This is a genomic window from Paenibacillus sp. CR_12 (assembly GCF_041953985.1).
Taxonomy (GTDB): Bacteria; Bacillota; Bacilli; order Paenibacillales; family Paenibacillaceae; genus Paenibacillus_AQ; species Paenibacillus_AQ lautus_A.
This window is the reverse complement of record NZ_JAVFHO010000001.1, coordinates 34,414-52,075: the sequence shown is the minus strand read 5'-3', so window position 1 is coordinate 52,075 and position 17,662 is coordinate 34,414. Positions and strand designations below refer to the sequence as shown.

Genomic DNA, 17,662 nt, shown 5'->3' with positions numbered 1-17,662 from the left:
CCTTCATGGACGTGCTTCTGAGCTATCTTCCGATATTTCTGAATTTCTGCGTATAGGCTTTGGCATCCTGTGCGGTACGCACCCGGTTGCGGCTCCATTCGAGCAGGATCCGGTCAATGTAGCGGAAATGCAATTTGCCCGCAAATACCGCCTCTTTTAGCGCTAACAGGATCAACTCGTCCGGGTAGCGGTCCGCGTCGACCCAGCCGGAGATTGTCTCCAGCTCCATCGGCGATAGCGGACGTCCGAATTCCTTTTCGAAAATGGTGAACAGATTCCGCTCTTCCTTCTCCGGAGCGGGTTTCTCCGATGCAGCTGTTTTGCCGGAAGCTGGACGGGCATTCAACAGAGGTGAAGCAAACTTGGCTGCTTCAGGGCTTTTGTCCCTGCCCTCTTGGGCCAGGCACGCAGCAAGCTTCTCATACAATCCGTTCAGATTGTATCGCTCATAATGAATTCCCTGGCCCTCGTCGACATATTCATCAATGCCGATCAGTCCTACCTTCATCAGGCGCTGCAGGCTTGCAGCGATGAAGGCGGCAGGAGAGCCCGTTACCTCCGCAAGCTCCTCCAGCGAAGGAAACGTCTTAAACTCCACCTGCTGATACCCGATCAAATGGATGACCAGCATCGCTTCGCGATCGCTTAAACCAAGTGACCGGTAATGCCGGAGCAGGGCATAAGGAATGATCGCCATCCCTTGGCTCATGCCGGCAGCGGCGCCGGCCGTCCAACCGTTCATGCCGGTATCCGCGTTGCCGTGGTCCATGGACTCTCCTCTCACGGCTTACGGGTACATCCGGTACAGGGTCCGTGGGAACGGAATCGTTTCACGAACATGATCCAAGCCGCAAATCCACGCAACGGTACGCTCAAGGCCTAAGCCGAATCCGGAATGAGGCACGGTGCCGTATTTACGCAAATCCATATACCATTGATAAGTTTCCATCGATAGGTCATGCTCCTTGAAGCGCTCTTCGAGCAGCTGTGGATCGTCAATCCGCTGCGATCCTCCGATAATCTCGCCGTAACCTTCCGGCGCGATCATATCCGCGCACAGCACGACCTCCGGACGATTCGGATCCGGCTTCATGTAGAAAGCCTTGATGCCCGCCGGATAATGGGTAATAAAGACCGGCTTGTCATACTTCTCGGCAATGGCCGTTTCGTGCGGCGCGCCGAAATCCTCGCCCCAAGGAATATCAAAATCCTGCGTGTGCAGGAATTCAATCGCCTCATCGTACGTAATCCGCGGGAACGGCGCCTGGATCGCCTCCAGCTTCGATATGTCGCGACCGATCGTTTCAAGCTCCTGACGGCAGTTTTTAACGACGGATTGCACCACATGGCTGATGAACTGCTCCTGCACCTGAAGGCTCTCCTCATGGTCCGTGAAGGCCATCTCCGGCTCAATCATCCAGAACTCGATGAGGTGACGGCGGGTTTTGGACTTCTCGGCGCGGAATGTCGGCCCGAAGGAGTATACCTTGCCGAGTGCCATGGCAGCAGCTTCCATGTACAGCTGTCCGCTCTGGGTCAAATAGGCATCCTCATCAAAATATTTCGTGTGGAACAGATTGGTTGTGCCTTCCGCAGAAGTCGGAGTCAAAATCGGCGGATCCACAAGCGTAAAGCCGTTGGTATCAAAGTACTCTTGAACGGCGCGGATAATTTCTGCACGGATCACCATAATCGCACGTTGTTTCTGCGTACGAAGCCACAGATGACGATGGTCCATCAAATAATCGACACCGTGCTCTTTAGGCGTAATCGGATAGTTTTCCGTAAGATGTATAATTTCAATGCCGGTAACCGTCATCTCATAACCCGATTGGCTCCGCGGCTCTTCACGTATAACACCCGTCACATACAAAGAGCTTTCTTGTGTCAGGCTTTTCGCGTCTTCCCATACCTGTTCGGATACTTCGCTCTTCACTACAACGCCCTGGATATAGCCGGAGCCGTCGCGAAGCTGCAGGAATTGAATCTTCCCGCTGGAACGCTTGTTGTTGATCCAGGCGCCGATCGTGACGGTCTCGCCGACATGCTGGTTGACGTTACGAATCACACTTTTGGTGGCCATGCATAAATCTCTCCCTTATATCACTACTATTTAACGGTTGGAAGCTTGAACGATACGATGCGTATCCCGCGCGATAACCAATTCTTCATTGGTAGGGATCACGAGTACCTCAACCTTCGAGTTCGCCGCGGAAATACGGCGCGGCTCGCCGGATCGAATGCTGTTCAGCTCCTCATCCAATTCTACTCCGAGATAGGTAAGCTGCTCAAGCACTCTTTGACGAAGAACGATCGAATTCTCGCCGACGCCCGCCGTAAATACGATGACATCCACGCCATTCATGGCGGCAGCATAAGAACCGATGTATTTACGGACACGATACTCGTACATTTCAAAAGCTAATGTGGAGTTCGGATCGCCTTTTTCCATGCCTTCCGTGATCTCGCGCATATCGCTGCTGATTCCGGAAATCGCCAGCAAGCCGCTGTGCTTGTTCAGCATGGAGTTCACTTCGTTGACGGTCAGCTCTTCCTTGTTCATGACAAACGGCACGATCGCAGGATCCAAATCACCGCTGCGCGTACCCATCATGAGCCCTTCCAGCGGCGTCATGCCCATGGAGGTATCGATGGACTTGCCGCCTTTTACCGCTGTGAGGGAAGCCCCGTTGCCGATATGGCAGGTAATGATCTTCAGATCCTCCAGCGGACGGTTCAGGAATTCTGCCGCCGCCTGGCTGACATAGGCATGGGAAGTACCGTGCGCACCGTAACGACGTACTTTATACTTATTATAAAGTACTCTCGGAATAGCGTACAGGTACGATTTCTCCGGCATGGTCTGATGGAACGCCGTATCAAACACAACGACCTGCGGAACGCCGGGCATGTTGGTTTCTGCGGCTTTGATCCCCATCATCGAGGCCGGATTGTGAAGCGGAGCCAGATCGAACAAGCGGCGGATTTCCGCTTTGGCGTCACTGTCTACGAGAGCGGACTCTTTAAAAGATTCCCCGCCATGCACCACGCGATGCCCTACGGCCTGAATGCTATCGATGGAATCGATCACGCCGTGCTCCTCGTTTGTCAGCATGCCAAGCACTTTGCGGATCGCGGTAGTATGCTCCAGAATTTCGCTGACTTCGGTTACGTCCTGTTTTCCTGTCGGCTTATGCGTCAGAATCGAGGAATCCATGCCGATCCGTTCAACCAATCCTTTGGCCAGCACGGATTCATCCGTCATATCGTACAGTTGATACTTCAGCGAAGAACTGCCTGCATTAATTACGAGAATATTCATACCCGGTCACCATCCTTGTCGTACTTGAAAAAGCCTTCTCCGGTTTTAACGCCCAGTTGTCCTGCGCGAACCAATTTCTTCAAGACAATCGATGGACGGTATTTCAGTTCGCCGTACTCGCGGAACATGCGCTCCAGCGCGGCGAGAATGGAATCCAGGCCGAAACGGTCGGCCATCTCCAGCGGTCCGTGCTGGAAGTTATATCCGATTCTCATGGCGTCGTCGATATCTTCCGCGGAGGCTACGCCTTCTTGCAGGAGATGCATCGCTTCGTTGATCATGAGCGTGATCATGCGGGTGGTGACGAAACCTGGAGATTCATAGACCATGATGCCCTTTTTATCCGAAACTTCCTCAACAAAGCGTTTGGTTTCGTTAAACGTATGATCTGAAGTCTTCAAGCCGCGAATGATTTCAACGAGGTCGACCTTGGAAACGGGATGTATGAAGTGCATGCCAATAACACGCTCAGGATATTTGGTGGAGCTGGCGAGCTCCGTCAAACTAAGCGTGGATGTATTACTTGCTAATATTACGTGGCTTGGACAAACTTGATCCAACTGTGTAAATACTTCTTTCTTTGCATCCAAGTCCTCTATGATCGTCTCAATTACCATATCGCAGGTGCTGAGCTCCGCAAAATGAGTTACTTTTTGAATCCGGTTCAGGATCAGTTTCTTCTCTGCCTGGGTAATTCCCCATTTCTCCAGTTGTTTATCTAGACTGGTCTCGATCATTCGGTATGAATAGTCCAGTTTCTCTGGAGTTTTCTCTACGAGCAGTACGTCAAGGCCCTTGGCTGCCAGCATCTCCGCAATGCCCTGCCCCATGGTCCCGCCGCCTACAACGCCGATTTTTTTGAAGTACATGGTTTCTACTCCACCCTTTCCTTATCTCTATACTTTAATTGTACCCCATTTGTCGAAAAATACATTTTAGAGCACAAAGTATAATAATATCTTAGCACGACAAAAAAGTAAAAAAAAATAACCAGCATAACAATTTATGCTGGTAAAAGCGCGTTTTCACGAAATTGACAACGAAATTGTTCTCCCGAGAGAATTTCTTCCTTCAACAGGATGTCAAGAGAATTGTCGAATATCGGCCGTTTCTGCTCCAAAAGAGTTTTGGTGCGATTCATCAGCTCTTCCAATATCACATTGTTCTCTTTCATCAGCTCTTCGGTAGTAACCATGTTCATGTTAACGATACCCAGCGACGTCAGACCCGACTTCATCATCGTCTCCACGATGTTCAGCGACTGCTCGAAGTCATTGCTGGAGCCCGTGCTTCGGCCCCCGTAATAGATCTCTTCGGCGGCCGCGCCGCCAAGAGCGATCATAATCTGCTCTTCCAGGAAGGTTTTTGTGTACAAATACTGTTCCTGCTGCGGATTATGGCGAACATAACCAAGCGCCTTGCCGCGCGGGCTGAGCGCGACTTGCTTCACGCTGCCTGGGCGCACCAGCTCTGCCATGATAGCATGTCCCAATTCGTGGATGGCAACACGCTTTTTCTCCTCCAAATTCGATTCACGGTCGGAACGCTCGCCCATCATGACCTTGTCAATCGCCATGGACAGATGACGCTGATGGATAAATTGTTCGTTCTCGCGCATCGTATAGATGGCGGCTTCGTTCATGACGCTCTCCAGCTGTGCACCCGAGAAGCCGTAGGCTTCCTCTGCTATTTTCTCCAGGTCGACATCTTGATGCAGCGGCTTATTGCCAGCATGCAGGTTCAAGATATGCGTCCGGCCCTTCTTGTCAGGCAGATCCACTTGAATATGGCGGTCGAATCGTCCTGGACGCAGCAGCGCGCTGTCCAGCATTTCTTTACGGTTCGTTGCGGCGATCACCAGAATGCGAGGCGTGTCCTGCGAATAGATGCCGTCCATTTCGGTCAGCAGCTGATTCAGCGTTTGATCGTACTCTCGCTGTTGGCCGCCTTCGCGTTTACCGCCGATGACGTCGATCTCATCGATGAAGATGATGGCATTTTGCTTGTTTTCTTTGGCCGCGCGGTTGCGGGCATCCTTGAACAAATCCCGGATACGCCCTGCACCGACGCCGACATACATCTCCACGAATTCACTGCCGGAAGCAGCGACAAATATAGAGTCGGTATAATGGGCAGCAGCCTTGGCCATCAAGGTCTTCCCTGTTCCCGGAGGCCCTGTGAGAAGAATCCCCTTCAATGGACGTATGCCGAATTTCTTGATATCCTCGTGACGAATCAGAAAATCCAATGCTTCCCGCAGCTCCTGCTTAGCGTTATCCTGCCCGCCGATTTCCTCGAACGTCAGCTTGGCCGGGCCGCTCTTCTTCCGCTTTCGCTCATTTCCGGCACCAACCGCGATGCCGCCCTTCATCTTGGCTATAAACAGCAAGCCGCCTACGAGTCCTGCCGCTATTAAGAGAGGCACGATGTTCACGCCGACAAACACAAGGAATACCAACAAAACCGGAATGAAGCCTAACATGATTTCTTTTGCTAATTTAGGCACGGTTCCACACCTCCATTTTGCCAGGTTGACGCGGCAAGATTATAAATTTACCAGACTTGCCGTCCGACAAGCTGACATAGACATTGGTGTCATCGATCGTTGCTTTTGCTTTCAAATTCGGCGACTGGGCAGCCAGCTGCTCGAGCGATGATTGAATATCGGTATACTGCTTATTGTCCATCGCTTCGGCAACCGACAGCATGGCTTGCTCCCACCATTGATCCAATGCTTCCGAGGAATGGTCCTCCACCTGGATTCTCAATTCCCGCTTCCCGATCACGGACTTGCCTTCCTGCTTAATATGCTGAACCAAACCTTGTAAATTCGCATCCGGAGCCAAATCAAGATTCAAAGTCACGGTATCCTGTTTAATATCTATATGAGAACTTTTCACGCCATCGTATTGTGACACAACAGTTGCGAGCGGATTCTGCAAAGCCATCTGCCGATACAGAAACCAACCGCCAAAGAGGACCGATGCTGAGATCACGACAGTCAGCATGATAGGTACAATGCGCAGTTTCATGAAGTTCCTCCTTCAATTTCGATATGAAATTTTGTATAGCAATTGCAGCACAATAATACATATATCAACGATATATGGTGAGGCATGTAATTGATCTGCTCAATTCGTACAAGTACGAGTATATCACATCTTATATACTTTTTCATGCTTGTCTGTGAAAATATTTAGAACAGTTTTACCAATTTATTTCTGTATGCGCTTACATATTTATGTGCCAAAGAGGCATCCCTATGAGGGGACGCCTTTTCATTTGTTTTCTTATTGATTAGGAAGAATAATATCATTTCCGATGGCGTTTCCGTCTTGAAAACGATAGAATCGGTAACCGCGCTGACCGTTGTTTTCATATTGCAGCTGCCAGGCATACTCGCCTTCATACATTCCCGGCAGCAATCGCTTGATGACCGCACCCGGCATTTCTTTACGGATCTGGTCCCGCATCACGGCCTCTGACATGCCCGTATTCAATAACACCGACTGAACGGCATCTGTCCCTTCAACAGGAACGTTATCGTCCGTAAACTTCACCCAGACCATGCGGTCTTGATTGTCTTTATCTTTCCCGCTGACCACCCAATAGTTATTGTCCTCGCCCCATACCGATTTATAGGTCTTGTCGGACGAGACCAATTGGCCATGCTGTTTCGCTGCAAGGATCGCCATTCTTTCTTCATTCCACGTATCTTTCATAACATAGGAATAATAGAGCTGTAGGCCAAGCAATAATAGCAGGACGCCGGACACGCTCAGCAATATCCACTTCGTTTTTTTCTTCAAATCCGTCTTCCTCGCTCCCCTTGATTATTCCCTAGAGGGTTGTAAGACGCTCAAATGCACGCTGCGCTTCCCGGCGGATGCGTTCCTCGTCGAGAGTAAGGCTCGCGCCATTCTTCACCAACTGCTTGCCGTCAACCCATACATGCTCTACATCCTTCGCGCTGGCAGAGTAGATCGCGTGAGAAATATAGTCGGTCCGTGGAAGGAAATGCGCCTGATCCGTATTCAATGCGATCATATCGGCTTTCATCCCAACCGCGAGCATACCGATATCCTCAAGGAAAGCGGACTTGGCTCCGTATACCGTGCCCATTCGGAGCGCTTCGGAGGCCGGAATGGCCGTCGGATCCCCGCTTACTCCTTTATGGATCAGGGCAGCCAGCCGCATCTCTTCGAACATATCCAGGTTATTGTTGCTAGCAGGTCCGTCGGTACCGAGCGACACCGTTACGCCGGCTTTCAGCAGCGCAGGTACGCGGGCGACTCCGCTGGCAAGCTTCAAATTGCTTCCGGGATTATGCGATACGGCTACTTGGTGCTTGGCCAAGACTTCGATTTCTTCATCGGTCAGATGAACGGCATGCGCAAGGAGCGTAGGACGGGAGAACATGCCCAGCTTCTCCAAATGGGCAACGGGGCGAAGCCCGTAGTCCTTAACATTCTGAGCCACTTCAGTTTCCGTTTCGGACATATGGGTATGCAAAGGCAGGTTCAAGTCATGGGATGCTTGAACGAATTTTTCGATGAAATCCGGCGGGCAGGTATAAGGCGCGTGCGGCGAGATCATCGTCGTAATTCTGCCGTCAGCCTTGCCATGCCAATCCTTCGCGAATGCCACCGCCTCATCCAGCTTCTGCTGCTGTACCTCGGGCGGGCATAAACCGATTACGCCGCGCGTCAGGACGCCGCGCATTCCCGAGTCCTGGACAACCTTCGCGACCTGATCCATATGGTCATACATATCCACAAACGTCGTGGTTCCGCCCTTGATCATCTCCAGCACGGAGAGCGATGTGCCCCAATATACGTCGTCTGACGTGAATTTGGCTTCCATCGGCCACATTTTTTCCTGAAGCCATACTTGCAGCGCCAGATCGTCCCCATAGCCGCGAAGAAGCGACATGGCGGCATGTCCATGCGTGTTCACCAATCCGGGCAGGAAGAACAGATGGGTTCCGTCGATAATCTCTGTCCCCTCTTCCACGACGGGCTCCTCTTCGCCCAGGTACGTGATCCGGTCGTTCTCAACCACCATGTATCCGCGAAGCACGGATTGGCTTTCCTCCAGTACTGCAAACGTTCCGTTCTTAACCATCCACTTCGTTGTTGTCATGTGCTGCATCCTCCTTGCCGTTATCCAAATAATAGGCCAAACTTTGCAAATCCGTTGTAAAATCAGCCGTATGAATCCGGATATGGGCTGGGGCTTTCAGGATGGTTGGCGCAAAGTTCAGAATCGCCTCGATCCCTGAGGCGATAAGCTGATTCGCGACGTTCTGCGCTTCGAAATCCGGAACGGTAATAATCCCGATTCGAATGCTGTGCTCATGAACCGTCTTCTCCAGCTCTTCCATCGGCTGTACGACCAAATTGTTAATTTTCATACCAACTTTGGGAGAATACGAATCGAAAATCGCCACAATCTTCATATTATCCTTAAGGAATGCATTGTAATTCGATAATGCATGTCCAAGATTACCGGCCCCGACCAGTGCGACATTGATCTTCTGGTCCAGCTTCAGAATCTGGCGAATCTTCTCGATCAGATAAGAAACATCATATCCGATCCCTTTCCGTCCAAAATCACCGAAATACGCCAGGTCCTTACGAATTTGAGCAGGATTGAGGTCCAGCTTCTGTCCCAGCTCCTGGGAGGAAACCGTGGAAACCTCCCTCTTCTGAAGCTCATTCAAATAGCGCAAGTATACAGGTAATCTGCGGACCACGGCTTCCGAAATTTTTTCCGATTTCATGCATGCTCCCCCTAATAATAGGTTAATAACTACATCTTTTTTGTTGATCGTGCTTGGTTTCACTTTATTCCGCTTGGTTTCCCGCGCTTGCCTCTTCCTGCAGCCATTCCGAAATTCGGGGAACGATCCCCTCTGTCGGCATATGCTCCATCTTCGGCCCCGGCAAGGAATATAAGAAATACTTCCCGTAATAGGATTCAATGACCCGGGTATCGTACACGATCACGATCCCTTTATCTTGTGCTGTTCGCACCAGACGCCCAAACCCCTGTTTGAAACGAATGACCGCTTGCGGAACCGAAAGCTTCATGAAGGGATTCTTCTTCTGCTGCTGCAGCAGTTCGCTCTTGGCCTCGACCAAGGGGTGATTCGGCGGCTGGAACGGCAGCCGGACGATGGCAAGACAAGTCAGCGCCTCGCCCGGGATGTCTACCCCTTCCCAGAAGGAGCTGGTGCCCAGCAGCACGGAAGCGCTGCTGTCCTGAAATCTTCGGATTAACTTGGTACGGCTGGTTCCGTCCATACCTTGTCCCAATACCGTGATGTCGCTTGATGCAAGCGCTTCTTTCAGCGGCTCGTGCACCTGGCGCAGCATCCGGTACGAAGTGAACAGGACGAGCATGCGGCCATGCGTAGCGACGGCCGTATCGGCCAAAGACTTCACGAGCATATTCACAAAGAGTGCATCCCCGACCGATCCCTTCACGCTCGGAAAATCGCGCGGCACGACAAGAAGGGCTTGTTCCCTGTAATTAAACGGGGACGGGAGCTGAACCGTGTTCAGGTTCCCCGCTTCAGCCGCTTCCTGAAGACCCAGGTTTTCGATCATGAACTGAAACGATTTGTCCACCGACAAGGTTGCCGATGTCAGAATCACGCTTTGTTTCTTGTCAAAAAACAATTCCTTCAGATGAGCGCTCACGTCGACGGGCACGGCATACAACTGCAGCGATTTGCTGCGGAAATTGCCGTTCGCCTCCATCCAGTATACCGTGCCCTCATCGTTCAGGGCCATGAAGGAGCGCAGGTCTTCGCGATGCGCGGCCAGGTCCTTAAATAGGCCCGATAGGTCGGTTAACAGGCTGTCCGCGCTGTAGTCATCCAAATCTTCCTTCATTTCGGCGATCAGCTTATCGCCCTTGCGCACGACATCGCCCAGCGTCAGATGAATTTGATGCTCCAGTTCGGCCATCGAATCCCAATCCTTCGGCTTCTTAAGCGGGGACAGGCGGAGCGAGAATTGGCCGGCATCTCCCGGAGAAGCGTCTCCGCGTTCCGGAAGCAGTCCGAACAATTGATCGCTGAGCCGATCCCAGTTCTCTTTTGCGGTAATGAGGTCCGGATACAAACGGTCGATGACGGAAGACCATTCGACTGCCTTCTCGTGCGGCGAAGCTTGCAGCAGCTGGCGCAGAGCCGGGAGCTGCCCGCTTCGGCTGTCTTTGTACATGCGGGTCAAGGTATGGACCACCGAAAAATACTTCATCTGCAAGCCAAGGTGCTTGCCGGCGACATCCTCAAGATGATGCGCTTCGTCGATGACGAGGCGCTCATAGCTTGGCAGCAGCTGATGATTCGCCTTCACGTCGGTGAACAGCTTCGAATGGTTCGTAATGACGACATCCGCGATGCCTGCTTCATGCTTGGCCCTGTGATAGTAGCATTTGCGGAACCAAGGACAGGCGCGTCCGAGGCAAGAATCCGAATCGCTGGAGATGGTCTCCCAGAAATCCCCTCCCCGTCCGCCAAGGTTTAGCTCTTCATCATCCCCGTTCTCCGTCTGGGTCAGCCAGACCAGCATCTGGGCCGCCGTGATTACGTCTTCCTTCGGGGAATGAAAATCTCTTCTATTTATTTTATGTTCAAATTTTCTCAAACACAAATAATGTCCCCTGCCCTTGAAAATGGCCGCCTTAAAAGGAAAAGGAACAACCTGGGTGAGCAGGGGAATATCCCGGTCACGCAGCTGTTCTTGAAGGTTGATCGTATGCGTGCTCACCATAACCTTCTGTTCCTGCTTCACGCTTTGATAGATCGACGGCAGCAAATATCCAAGGGATTTGCCGGTTCCCGTGCCCGCTTCGATCAATAGATGTTTATTGTCATCCAGCGCCTGCATCACTTCCTGGAACATCATGTCCTGGGCATCCCTGCTCTCGTAATGAGGCAGCGTTTCCTTCAGGCGTTCACGGACATCGTTCATGTATTGCTCGAAGCTTACATCGGCCAAAGGGTTGGGCTCCGTCTCATCTCTGACAGGTGCTATATCGTTCCAATCATCCACCGCCAAGGCAAACTGGCGGTAGTACGTATGGGTGTCTCCCGCTTGTACGGCTCGGTGCTCCCTGTCGGAACGAATGCCGTCAAAGAACCAGGCCAAATCGCTGTCCTCGTCGGCAAACAGGTCGCTTAAACGCTGAATGGTGAGCAGCGGAAGCTCGTCGATCTCCTCCAAACATTTCAGCAGCGCATAGGCTGTGGCAAGCGCATCGCTGTCCGCCTGGTGCGGACGGTCATGCTCCAGGCCGAAATGAGAGGACACCATCCCGAGCTGGTAGGACGGGAGCGAGGGAAAGCATATTTTTAAGAAGTGCATCGTATCTAGAATACGGCCGCTGAACGGTAAATAGCCGCAGCGATCGAGCGCGTTTTGCAAAAAGTTAAAATCAAAAGCGACGTTATGTCCAACCAATACGACATCGTCGAGCATGGGCACAAGCTCCATCATCATTTCTTCCAATGACGGAGCATCCGCTACATCACTGTCGGAAATGCCGGTCAAACCGGTAATAAAAGGAGGGATCGGAATCCCGGGATTGACATAGGTGCCGTATACGCGGGATATGCTTCGATCCTCTTCGATGATGGCCAGTCCAACCTGAATGATTTCATCTGCAGACTGGTTGCCCGTGGTTTCAAAATCCAATACGGCAAATTTCATTTCGATAAAATCCCTTTCCTCCAGACTAATTAACAGCATACCAGAAGTTGCGGGTTTTGAACATTCCGGGTAAAAAATCCCCTGGCTTTCTGTACCGCTCCCGTACGCAAAAAGCGATGCCAAAGTCTCAAGGTGAGCTCTGGCATCGCTTCTTGTTGTGGCTTGATTTCTACAGCAAAGAGATCAATTGGCTGCCGTACTGGAGCTCACCGCGATTCTGCTTGCAGACCTCCAGGTTGATCATGGGGTCGGGAAGCGTCGGATCGCTATGAATCGCCAGTGCAAAATGTTCCTCGGCCTTTGCTTGCTGTCCATTCAACACCTCGATGCATCCAAGCGCATTGTAGATCATCGCCCGAAGCTTTCTGTTGTCAGCCAGGGGCAGGATGGAGATCAGTACGTCGGATGCTTGGGCGGTATGCCCCAAATACAGATGGGACATGGCAATGTACAACTTGATCAGAAGGCTGTCCGGAAATACCGCGGCGGCTGCCTCAAACTGCTGTATGGCCGGCTGGAACATCAACAGCTTGTAGTAACCTTGACCGCGAACGAACGCATCCAGCTGCAATTCAGGCGCTTCGGTCGGCGGAAAAACCGGAGGTGACGCTGCACTCTCGCGGAAGATGGCCATTTTTTCTTCAAAATGCAGCCACTCCTCGATAATGCCCTCGCTCATGCTTTTGAGCATGTTCCAGTTTTGTACCAGCGCCTGTTTTTGGGGACCTTGAGCAGAAGGGTAATGCTTCACAATTTCATCTAACATGTTGTTCATTTCGGCGAATACATGTTGAAACATAGCTGCATCCCACCCTTAGCGGAAAAATGAGATCAGTGCGTCGACCTGAACTCATTTTCTGTAGAAGACGGTCTTTTCATCCCTTTAAGGTCCCGACACATTTTGGTTCTTTAGAGAATGGCGGCGTGAACTTCGCGATATTCCGTCGTAACCGGCTTATTCGATTCGTCGACGATCACGACCGTCGGGGTGTGATGGTCGTATTCCTCTTTGGACATCATGGCATAAGAAATGATAATGACGTTGTCGCCGGGCTGTACGAGCCGTGCGGCTGCTCCGTTCAAGCAAATGACGCCGCTGCCGCGCTCGCCTTTGATCACGTACGTTTCCAGACGGGCGCCGTTGTTATTGTTCACGATTTGAACTTTTTCATTCTCCAGAAGGTCTGCAGCCTCCATTAGATCCTCATCAATGGTAATGCTGCCCACATAGTTCAGATTGGCTTCCGTCACCGTTGCGCGGTGGATTTTGGATTTCATCATCGTTCTAAACATGGGATCCCCCTACTTTTGGTTGAAGTAATGCATTGTCAATGAGACGGGTGCGGCCAAAACGCACGGCCAGCGCCATGATGACGGTTCTGTCTTCATCCACAATGCGGTATGAATCTTCCACGGGCGCAAGCTCCGGGAAGGTGAGCAATTCCGCGTAATCGATATCAGCGAGCGGAGAGCGGGATATATAATCCCGAAGATGTGCGCGGATCTCTCCTGCCGTCGTCGCTTGTCCCTGCCGGATTGCCTCCTGAGCCGTCCGCAGCGAGCCCGACAGCACAAGCGCCTGTTCCCGCTCTTCCGGCTTCAGATACACGTTGCGCGAGCTTAGGGCAAGGCCGTCGGATTCGCGAATGATCGGACATGGCACGATGGTCACATCCATATTCAAATCCCGTACCATTTGTTCTATGACGGCCACCTGCTGGGCATCCTTCATCCCGAAGAAGGCATAGTCGGGCTTTACGATATTGAACAATTTATTCACAACCGTGGTGACACCGTCAAAATGTCCGGGGCGGGAGGCCCCGCACAACAATGACGTAATTTCCGCTACGGCAATTTTGGTTTTGGTCGGCTGAGGGTACATTTCCTCTACCGCGGGAATGAATACCACGTCCACCCCTTCGGATTCCGCCAAGGCCAGGTCACGCGCTTCATCCCGAGGATAAGTTTCATAATCCTCGCCCGGTCCGAACTGAATCGGATTGACAAAGATGCTGATGACCACCGTGCCTGACATTTCCCGCGCCTTCCGCATCAGGCTGGCGTGTCCTTCATGCAAATAACCCATCGTAGGCACGAGGCCTACCGGTCCTCTGCCGGACTCCAGCCGATTCCGAAGCTCTGATCTTAAATCCGCAATGCTGCGAATCACTTTCATGATGTCGTGCCCACCTTTTCCTTCTGGCTTCCATATAATGCCGTTGTCGTTTCGGATCCGGCATTGTTCTCCGTCTTGAACACATGCTCCTCGGCCGGGAATGCGCGGTCCTTCACTTCCTTCACATACTGCGTGATACCCTCGCGGATAACGGAGCCGACATCGGCGTAGGTTTTCACGAAGCGTTTGTCCCGATAAGGGGACGCGTATTTCAATATATCATGGAATACCAGCACTTGGCCGTCACAATAACGACCGGCGCCGATGCCAATGGTCGGGATGCTCAGCGCTTTGGATATGTCAGCAGCCGCTTCTTCCGTAACCAGCTCCAACACGATAGCAAATGCGCCGGCCGCTTCAAGCGCCTTCGCATCGTTCATGAGCCGCTGCGCGTCTTGGGCATCCTTGCCTTGAATCCGGTAGCCGCCGATCTGGTTTACCGACTGAGGCGTCAGCCCGATATGGCCCAGCACCGGGACCCCGGATTGTACGATCCGTTTTACGGTATCGGCGATTTCTTCGCCGCCCTCCATTTTCACGGCATGCGCATGACCTTCCTGCATCAATCGCCGCACGCCGCGCAAGCTTTCATCGATGCCTCCATGATAAGTCATGAACGGCATATCCGCTACGATGAACGTATCCTCGGCTCCGCGAGCGACGGCGCGCGTATGGTACACCATGTCGTCCAGCGTAACGGGAATCGTGGAGTTATAACCCAGCACGACGTTGCCGAGGGAATCGCCCACCAGTATCATATCAATATCCGCTTCTTCCGCCAGCTTGGCGGAAGGATAATCGTACGCGGTCAGCATCGTGATCGGTACGCCCTTCTTCTTCATATTCTTCAATTTCACGATGTTCAGTGGTTGTTTGCCTGCCATTGTGACACAGCCTCCCTGTGTGATGTAGTTAGACACAATAAAAAAAACCTTTTAGCACGTACTTGCTAAAAAGTCCGAAAGGCAAAAAAGAGTCACTCGCGATCGTCCCTTCTGTCTCGGTCCTTTCGGCTCAGAGCAGAATCCAACGTAACCGGCATAACAGTTATGAAGGTGTTCTAAATCATAATTCCCATTTGCTGCAGAGTGCAATTCGCTCATGGCGATACCGCCTCTATAGTTGTAGTATATCAAATTCCAGCTCCGATTTCACCATGTTTCATTTACCTGGTATTAAAAAGAATATCGCCCGAATACACGGGAACGAGTTCATCATGCTGGTTGCGGACCAGCAGAGCGCCGTCCTGGTTGAGTCCCGTCGCAATCCCGCTAAAACGGTCACGGGCCGTCTGTACTTGAACCTCGCGGCCCACCGTACCGGATAAAGCTTCCCAAAGCGAGGCTACGGGCTCGAAGCCCTGCTCGTTGTACAATTCGTATAAAACCTCCATCTCCGACATGATGGACTGGATCAGAGATGTCCGGTTGACGGTTTTCCCGCCGGCGATGCGAATCGACGTCGCAACGTTCCGCAATTCCTCCGGAAAATCCGCTTCTTTCAGATTCGCGCTGATTCCGATGCCGGCAATGCAGTAGCGTACTCTTTCATCTTCGGTTGCGGACTCCAGCAGAATGCCGCAAACCTTTTTGCCCTGATACAGAATATCGTTCGGCCATTTGATGTCGGTTTGCACGCCGGCGGATTTAGCGATGGCGCGGCATACCGCCACGCCTGTCAATAAGGTAAGCTGCTGGGTTAGATGCAGCGGCTGCTTCGGCCTGAGCACCAGGCTCATCCATATGCCTTTGCCTCTCGGGGAATGAAATTTCCTTCCCATTCTGCCCCGGCCGCCCGTCTGCTCTTCCGAGATGACAAGCGTGCCTTCGGCTGCCCCTTCTTCCGCCAACTGCCGGGCATCCTCCTGAGTTGACGTCGTTTTGTCCAGCAGCTTGATCGATTTTCCGAAGTACCGACTGGTCATGCCCGCTGTCAGTTGATCCCCGCTCAGTCGGTCCGGCTCGTCCAACATGCGGTAGCCAAGCCGCGGAACGGCCTCGAAATCATACCCTGCATTCCGAAGCTTATTGATCTGCTTCCATACGGCCGTCCGGCTGATGGACAATTTTCGGCTAATCTCTTCCCCGGACAGAAACTGACCGGCATTCTCCTGGAACATTTTCAAAAGTGCGTTGTCTTGATCATGATCCTTCATTATGAATTACCACCCGCTTTGCTTCTTCAATCAACGATTCCTTATCGTTGTTAATCAAACCTGCCGCCGCTTTCCCCAGCAGCAGCCCAAGAAGTTCCCCAAGCCATGGGCCTCCGCGTCTGCCCAGCGTCTCAAGCAATTCGCTGCCGGTGATGGCCAAATCCTTCAAGCTGCGGATCCGGAGATCCTGCAGCCACACGTCAAGCTGCCGGATGAAGGTCAGCGGAGCAGAAGACGCTCCCGCGTGATGCAAAGCCGTTTGCATTTCCAGCCATCCTTGGGCTGCCTCGACCCCGTAGGCAAGGACTAGGCTGATCCACTTAAGCCTGCTTCTTTCGGCATCGCCCGCATTCGGTTGCTGCAGATAGGATTCATGCAGCGAGAGCAGTTTCACGATGGATTCACGCTGCTTATTGGAGAAGGTCCATGACCGCAGCAGCTCCTCTGCTTGCTGAGCTGTAATGCCGCATGCGAGCAGGAGCAAGGACCAACGGATCGTCGCATAGTCCGGTTCAATCCGCTCCATGGCTTCGATCGTCTTCCTATCATGCGTGGTATAGGGAAAGGGCGCTTTCATCCGGGAATGCAGTCCGCTCCGGACAAACATCTCCAATCCGCGCAGCGGGGACGGCCCAGCCAGAATTTTCTCGAATTCGCTGCGGATGCGTTCCATCGCAATCCATCCTAAGGTGTCTCTCTCCGAGAGGATCCCTCTCCATGTACGGAGTGCGATGGAGAAACCGAACACGGAGGCAAAACGGATGCAGCGCACCATGCGCAGGGCATCTTCGCGAAAACGAACACGGGCATCGCCCACGCAGCGAATCACCTTCCGGTCAATATCCTCTCGTCCGCCGAAGGGGTCAACCCAGGAACCGTCAATTCCTCTGGCCATTGCGTTCATGGTGAAGTCGCGACGCCTCAAATCTTCCTTCACTTCCCCGACGAAAGCGACCTCCGTCGGATGACGATGGTCCTCATAACCGCTCTCCACCCGATATGTCGTCACTTCAAAAGACTGGCCTTCCATCAGCACCGTCACGGTTCCGTGCTTGATTCCTGTTGGAATTACTTTGGGGAAGACGGAACAGGTGACTTCCGGCAAGGCGGAGGTGGTAATATCCATGTCGCTGACCCTGCGCCCCATGTATTCATCACGGACACAGCCTCCGACCCAATACGCTTCATGTCCATGCCGAAGCAGAGTGCGGATCACATCCGCACTCCGCTCGGCCATGTCGGGGTCCGCGTTGCGCCATCGAATCGAATTATACATATCTGCCATA

The 17,662-nt window shown here is 52.3% G+C and carries 16 protein-coding genes; all 16 read right to left on the bottom strand.

The features are described 5' to 3' along the window. Window positions 1-22: 22 nt before the first annotated feature. The 16 genes from RB297_RS00280 to RB297_RS00205 all read right to left on the bottom strand — a co-directional run bounded on the left by RB297_RS00280 (window position 23) and on the right by RB297_RS00205 (window position 17,661). Window positions 23-769: a DnaD domain-containing protein gene (locus RB297_RS00280; protein WP_009595106.1), complete on the bottom strand. Its 747-nt coding sequence runs from the start codon at window positions 767-769 to the stop codon at window positions 23-25. Window positions 770-787: 18 nt separating this feature from the next. Further along, window positions 788-2,083, bottom strand: a complete 1,296-nt coding sequence (gene asnS / locus RB297_RS00275) for an asparagine--tRNA ligase (RefSeq protein ID WP_009595170.1) — start codon at window positions 2,081-2,083, stop codon at window positions 788-790. Between the two features lie 30 nt (window positions 2,084-2,113). Continuing rightward, on the bottom strand, window positions 2,114-3,322 hold the full coding sequence (locus RB297_RS00270; RefSeq protein WP_096773304.1) for an acetate/propionate family kinase: 1,209 nt from the start codon (window positions 3,320-3,322) through the stop codon (window positions 2,114-2,116). After that, window positions 3,319-4,191, bottom strand: coding sequence for a 3-hydroxyacyl-CoA dehydrogenase family protein (locus tag RB297_RS00265; RefSeq protein WP_036665598.1), 873 nt, complete (start codon window positions 4,189-4,191; stop codon window positions 3,319-3,321). The genes RB297_RS00270 and RB297_RS00265 overlap by 4 nt, the downstream gene beginning before the upstream one ends. A gap of 134 nt (window positions 4,192-4,325) precedes the next feature. After that, on the bottom strand, window positions 4,326-5,828 hold the full coding sequence (locus RB297_RS00260; protein ID WP_015734565.1) for an AAA family ATPase: 1,503 nt from the start codon (window positions 5,826-5,828) through the stop codon (window positions 4,326-4,328). Then, window positions 5,821-6,354, bottom strand: coding sequence for a hypothetical protein (locus RB297_RS00255; RefSeq protein ID WP_375119418.1), 534 nt, complete (start codon window positions 6,352-6,354; stop codon window positions 5,821-5,823). Before RB297_RS00255 ends, RB297_RS00260 begins: the two co-directional genes overlap by 8 nt. A 258-nt stretch (window positions 6,355-6,612) precedes the next feature. Beyond that, window positions 6,613-7,131: a cell wall elongation regulator TseB-like domain-containing protein gene (locus RB297_RS00250; protein WP_375119417.1), complete on the bottom strand. Its 519-nt coding sequence runs from the start codon at window positions 7,129-7,131 to the stop codon at window positions 6,613-6,615. 31 nt (window positions 7,132-7,162) lie between these two features. Further along, a complete protein-coding gene (locus tag RB297_RS00245) occupies window positions 7,163-8,464 on the bottom strand; it encodes an amidohydrolase (RefSeq protein WP_375119416.1) in 1,302 nt (433 codons plus the stop codon). Further along, complete coding sequence (locus RB297_RS00240) at window positions 8,439-9,104, bottom strand: redox-sensing transcriptional repressor Rex (RefSeq protein ID WP_375119415.1); 666 nt, start codon at window positions 9,102-9,104, stop codon at window positions 8,439-8,441. Before RB297_RS00240 ends, RB297_RS00245 begins: the two co-directional genes overlap by 26 nt. Before the next feature lie 64 nt (window positions 9,105-9,168). Beyond that, window positions 9,169-12,045, bottom strand: a complete 2,877-nt coding sequence (gene dinG, locus RB297_RS00235; protein ID WP_375119414.1) for an ATP-dependent DNA helicase DinG — start codon at window positions 12,043-12,045, stop codon at window positions 9,169-9,171. 169 nt (window positions 12,046-12,214) lie between these two features. Beyond that, window positions 12,215-12,844, bottom strand: coding sequence for a hypothetical protein (locus RB297_RS00230; RefSeq protein WP_375119413.1), 630 nt, complete (start codon window positions 12,842-12,844; stop codon window positions 12,215-12,217). Between the two features lie 110 nt (window positions 12,845-12,954). Beyond that, window positions 12,955-13,338, bottom strand: a complete 384-nt coding sequence (panD, locus tag RB297_RS00225; protein WP_015734561.1) for an aspartate 1-decarboxylase — start codon at window positions 13,336-13,338, stop codon at window positions 12,955-12,957. Further along, a complete protein-coding gene (gene panC, locus RB297_RS00220; RefSeq protein ID WP_375119412.1) occupies window positions 13,331-14,221 on the bottom strand; it encodes a pantoate--beta-alanine ligase in 891 nt (296 codons plus the stop codon). The genes panD and panC overlap by 8 nt, the downstream gene beginning before the upstream one ends. Continuing rightward, window positions 14,218-15,105, bottom strand: a complete 888-nt coding sequence (gene panB, locus RB297_RS00215) for a 3-methyl-2-oxobutanoate hydroxymethyltransferase (protein WP_015734559.1) — start codon at window positions 15,103-15,105, stop codon at window positions 14,218-14,220. Before panB ends, panC begins: the two co-directional genes overlap by 4 nt. Before the next feature lie 281 nt (window positions 15,106-15,386). Continuing rightward, window positions 15,387-16,376: a biotin--[acetyl-CoA-carboxylase] ligase gene (locus tag RB297_RS00210; protein ID WP_192572463.1), complete on the bottom strand. Its 990-nt coding sequence runs from the start codon at window positions 16,374-16,376 to the stop codon at window positions 15,387-15,389. Further along, window positions 16,363-17,661: a CCA tRNA nucleotidyltransferase gene (locus RB297_RS00205; protein WP_375119411.1), complete on the bottom strand. Its 1,299-nt coding sequence runs from the start codon at window positions 17,659-17,661 to the stop codon at window positions 16,363-16,365. Before RB297_RS00205 ends, RB297_RS00210 begins: the two co-directional genes overlap by 14 nt. Between the last annotated feature and the right edge of the window lies 1 nt (window position 17,662).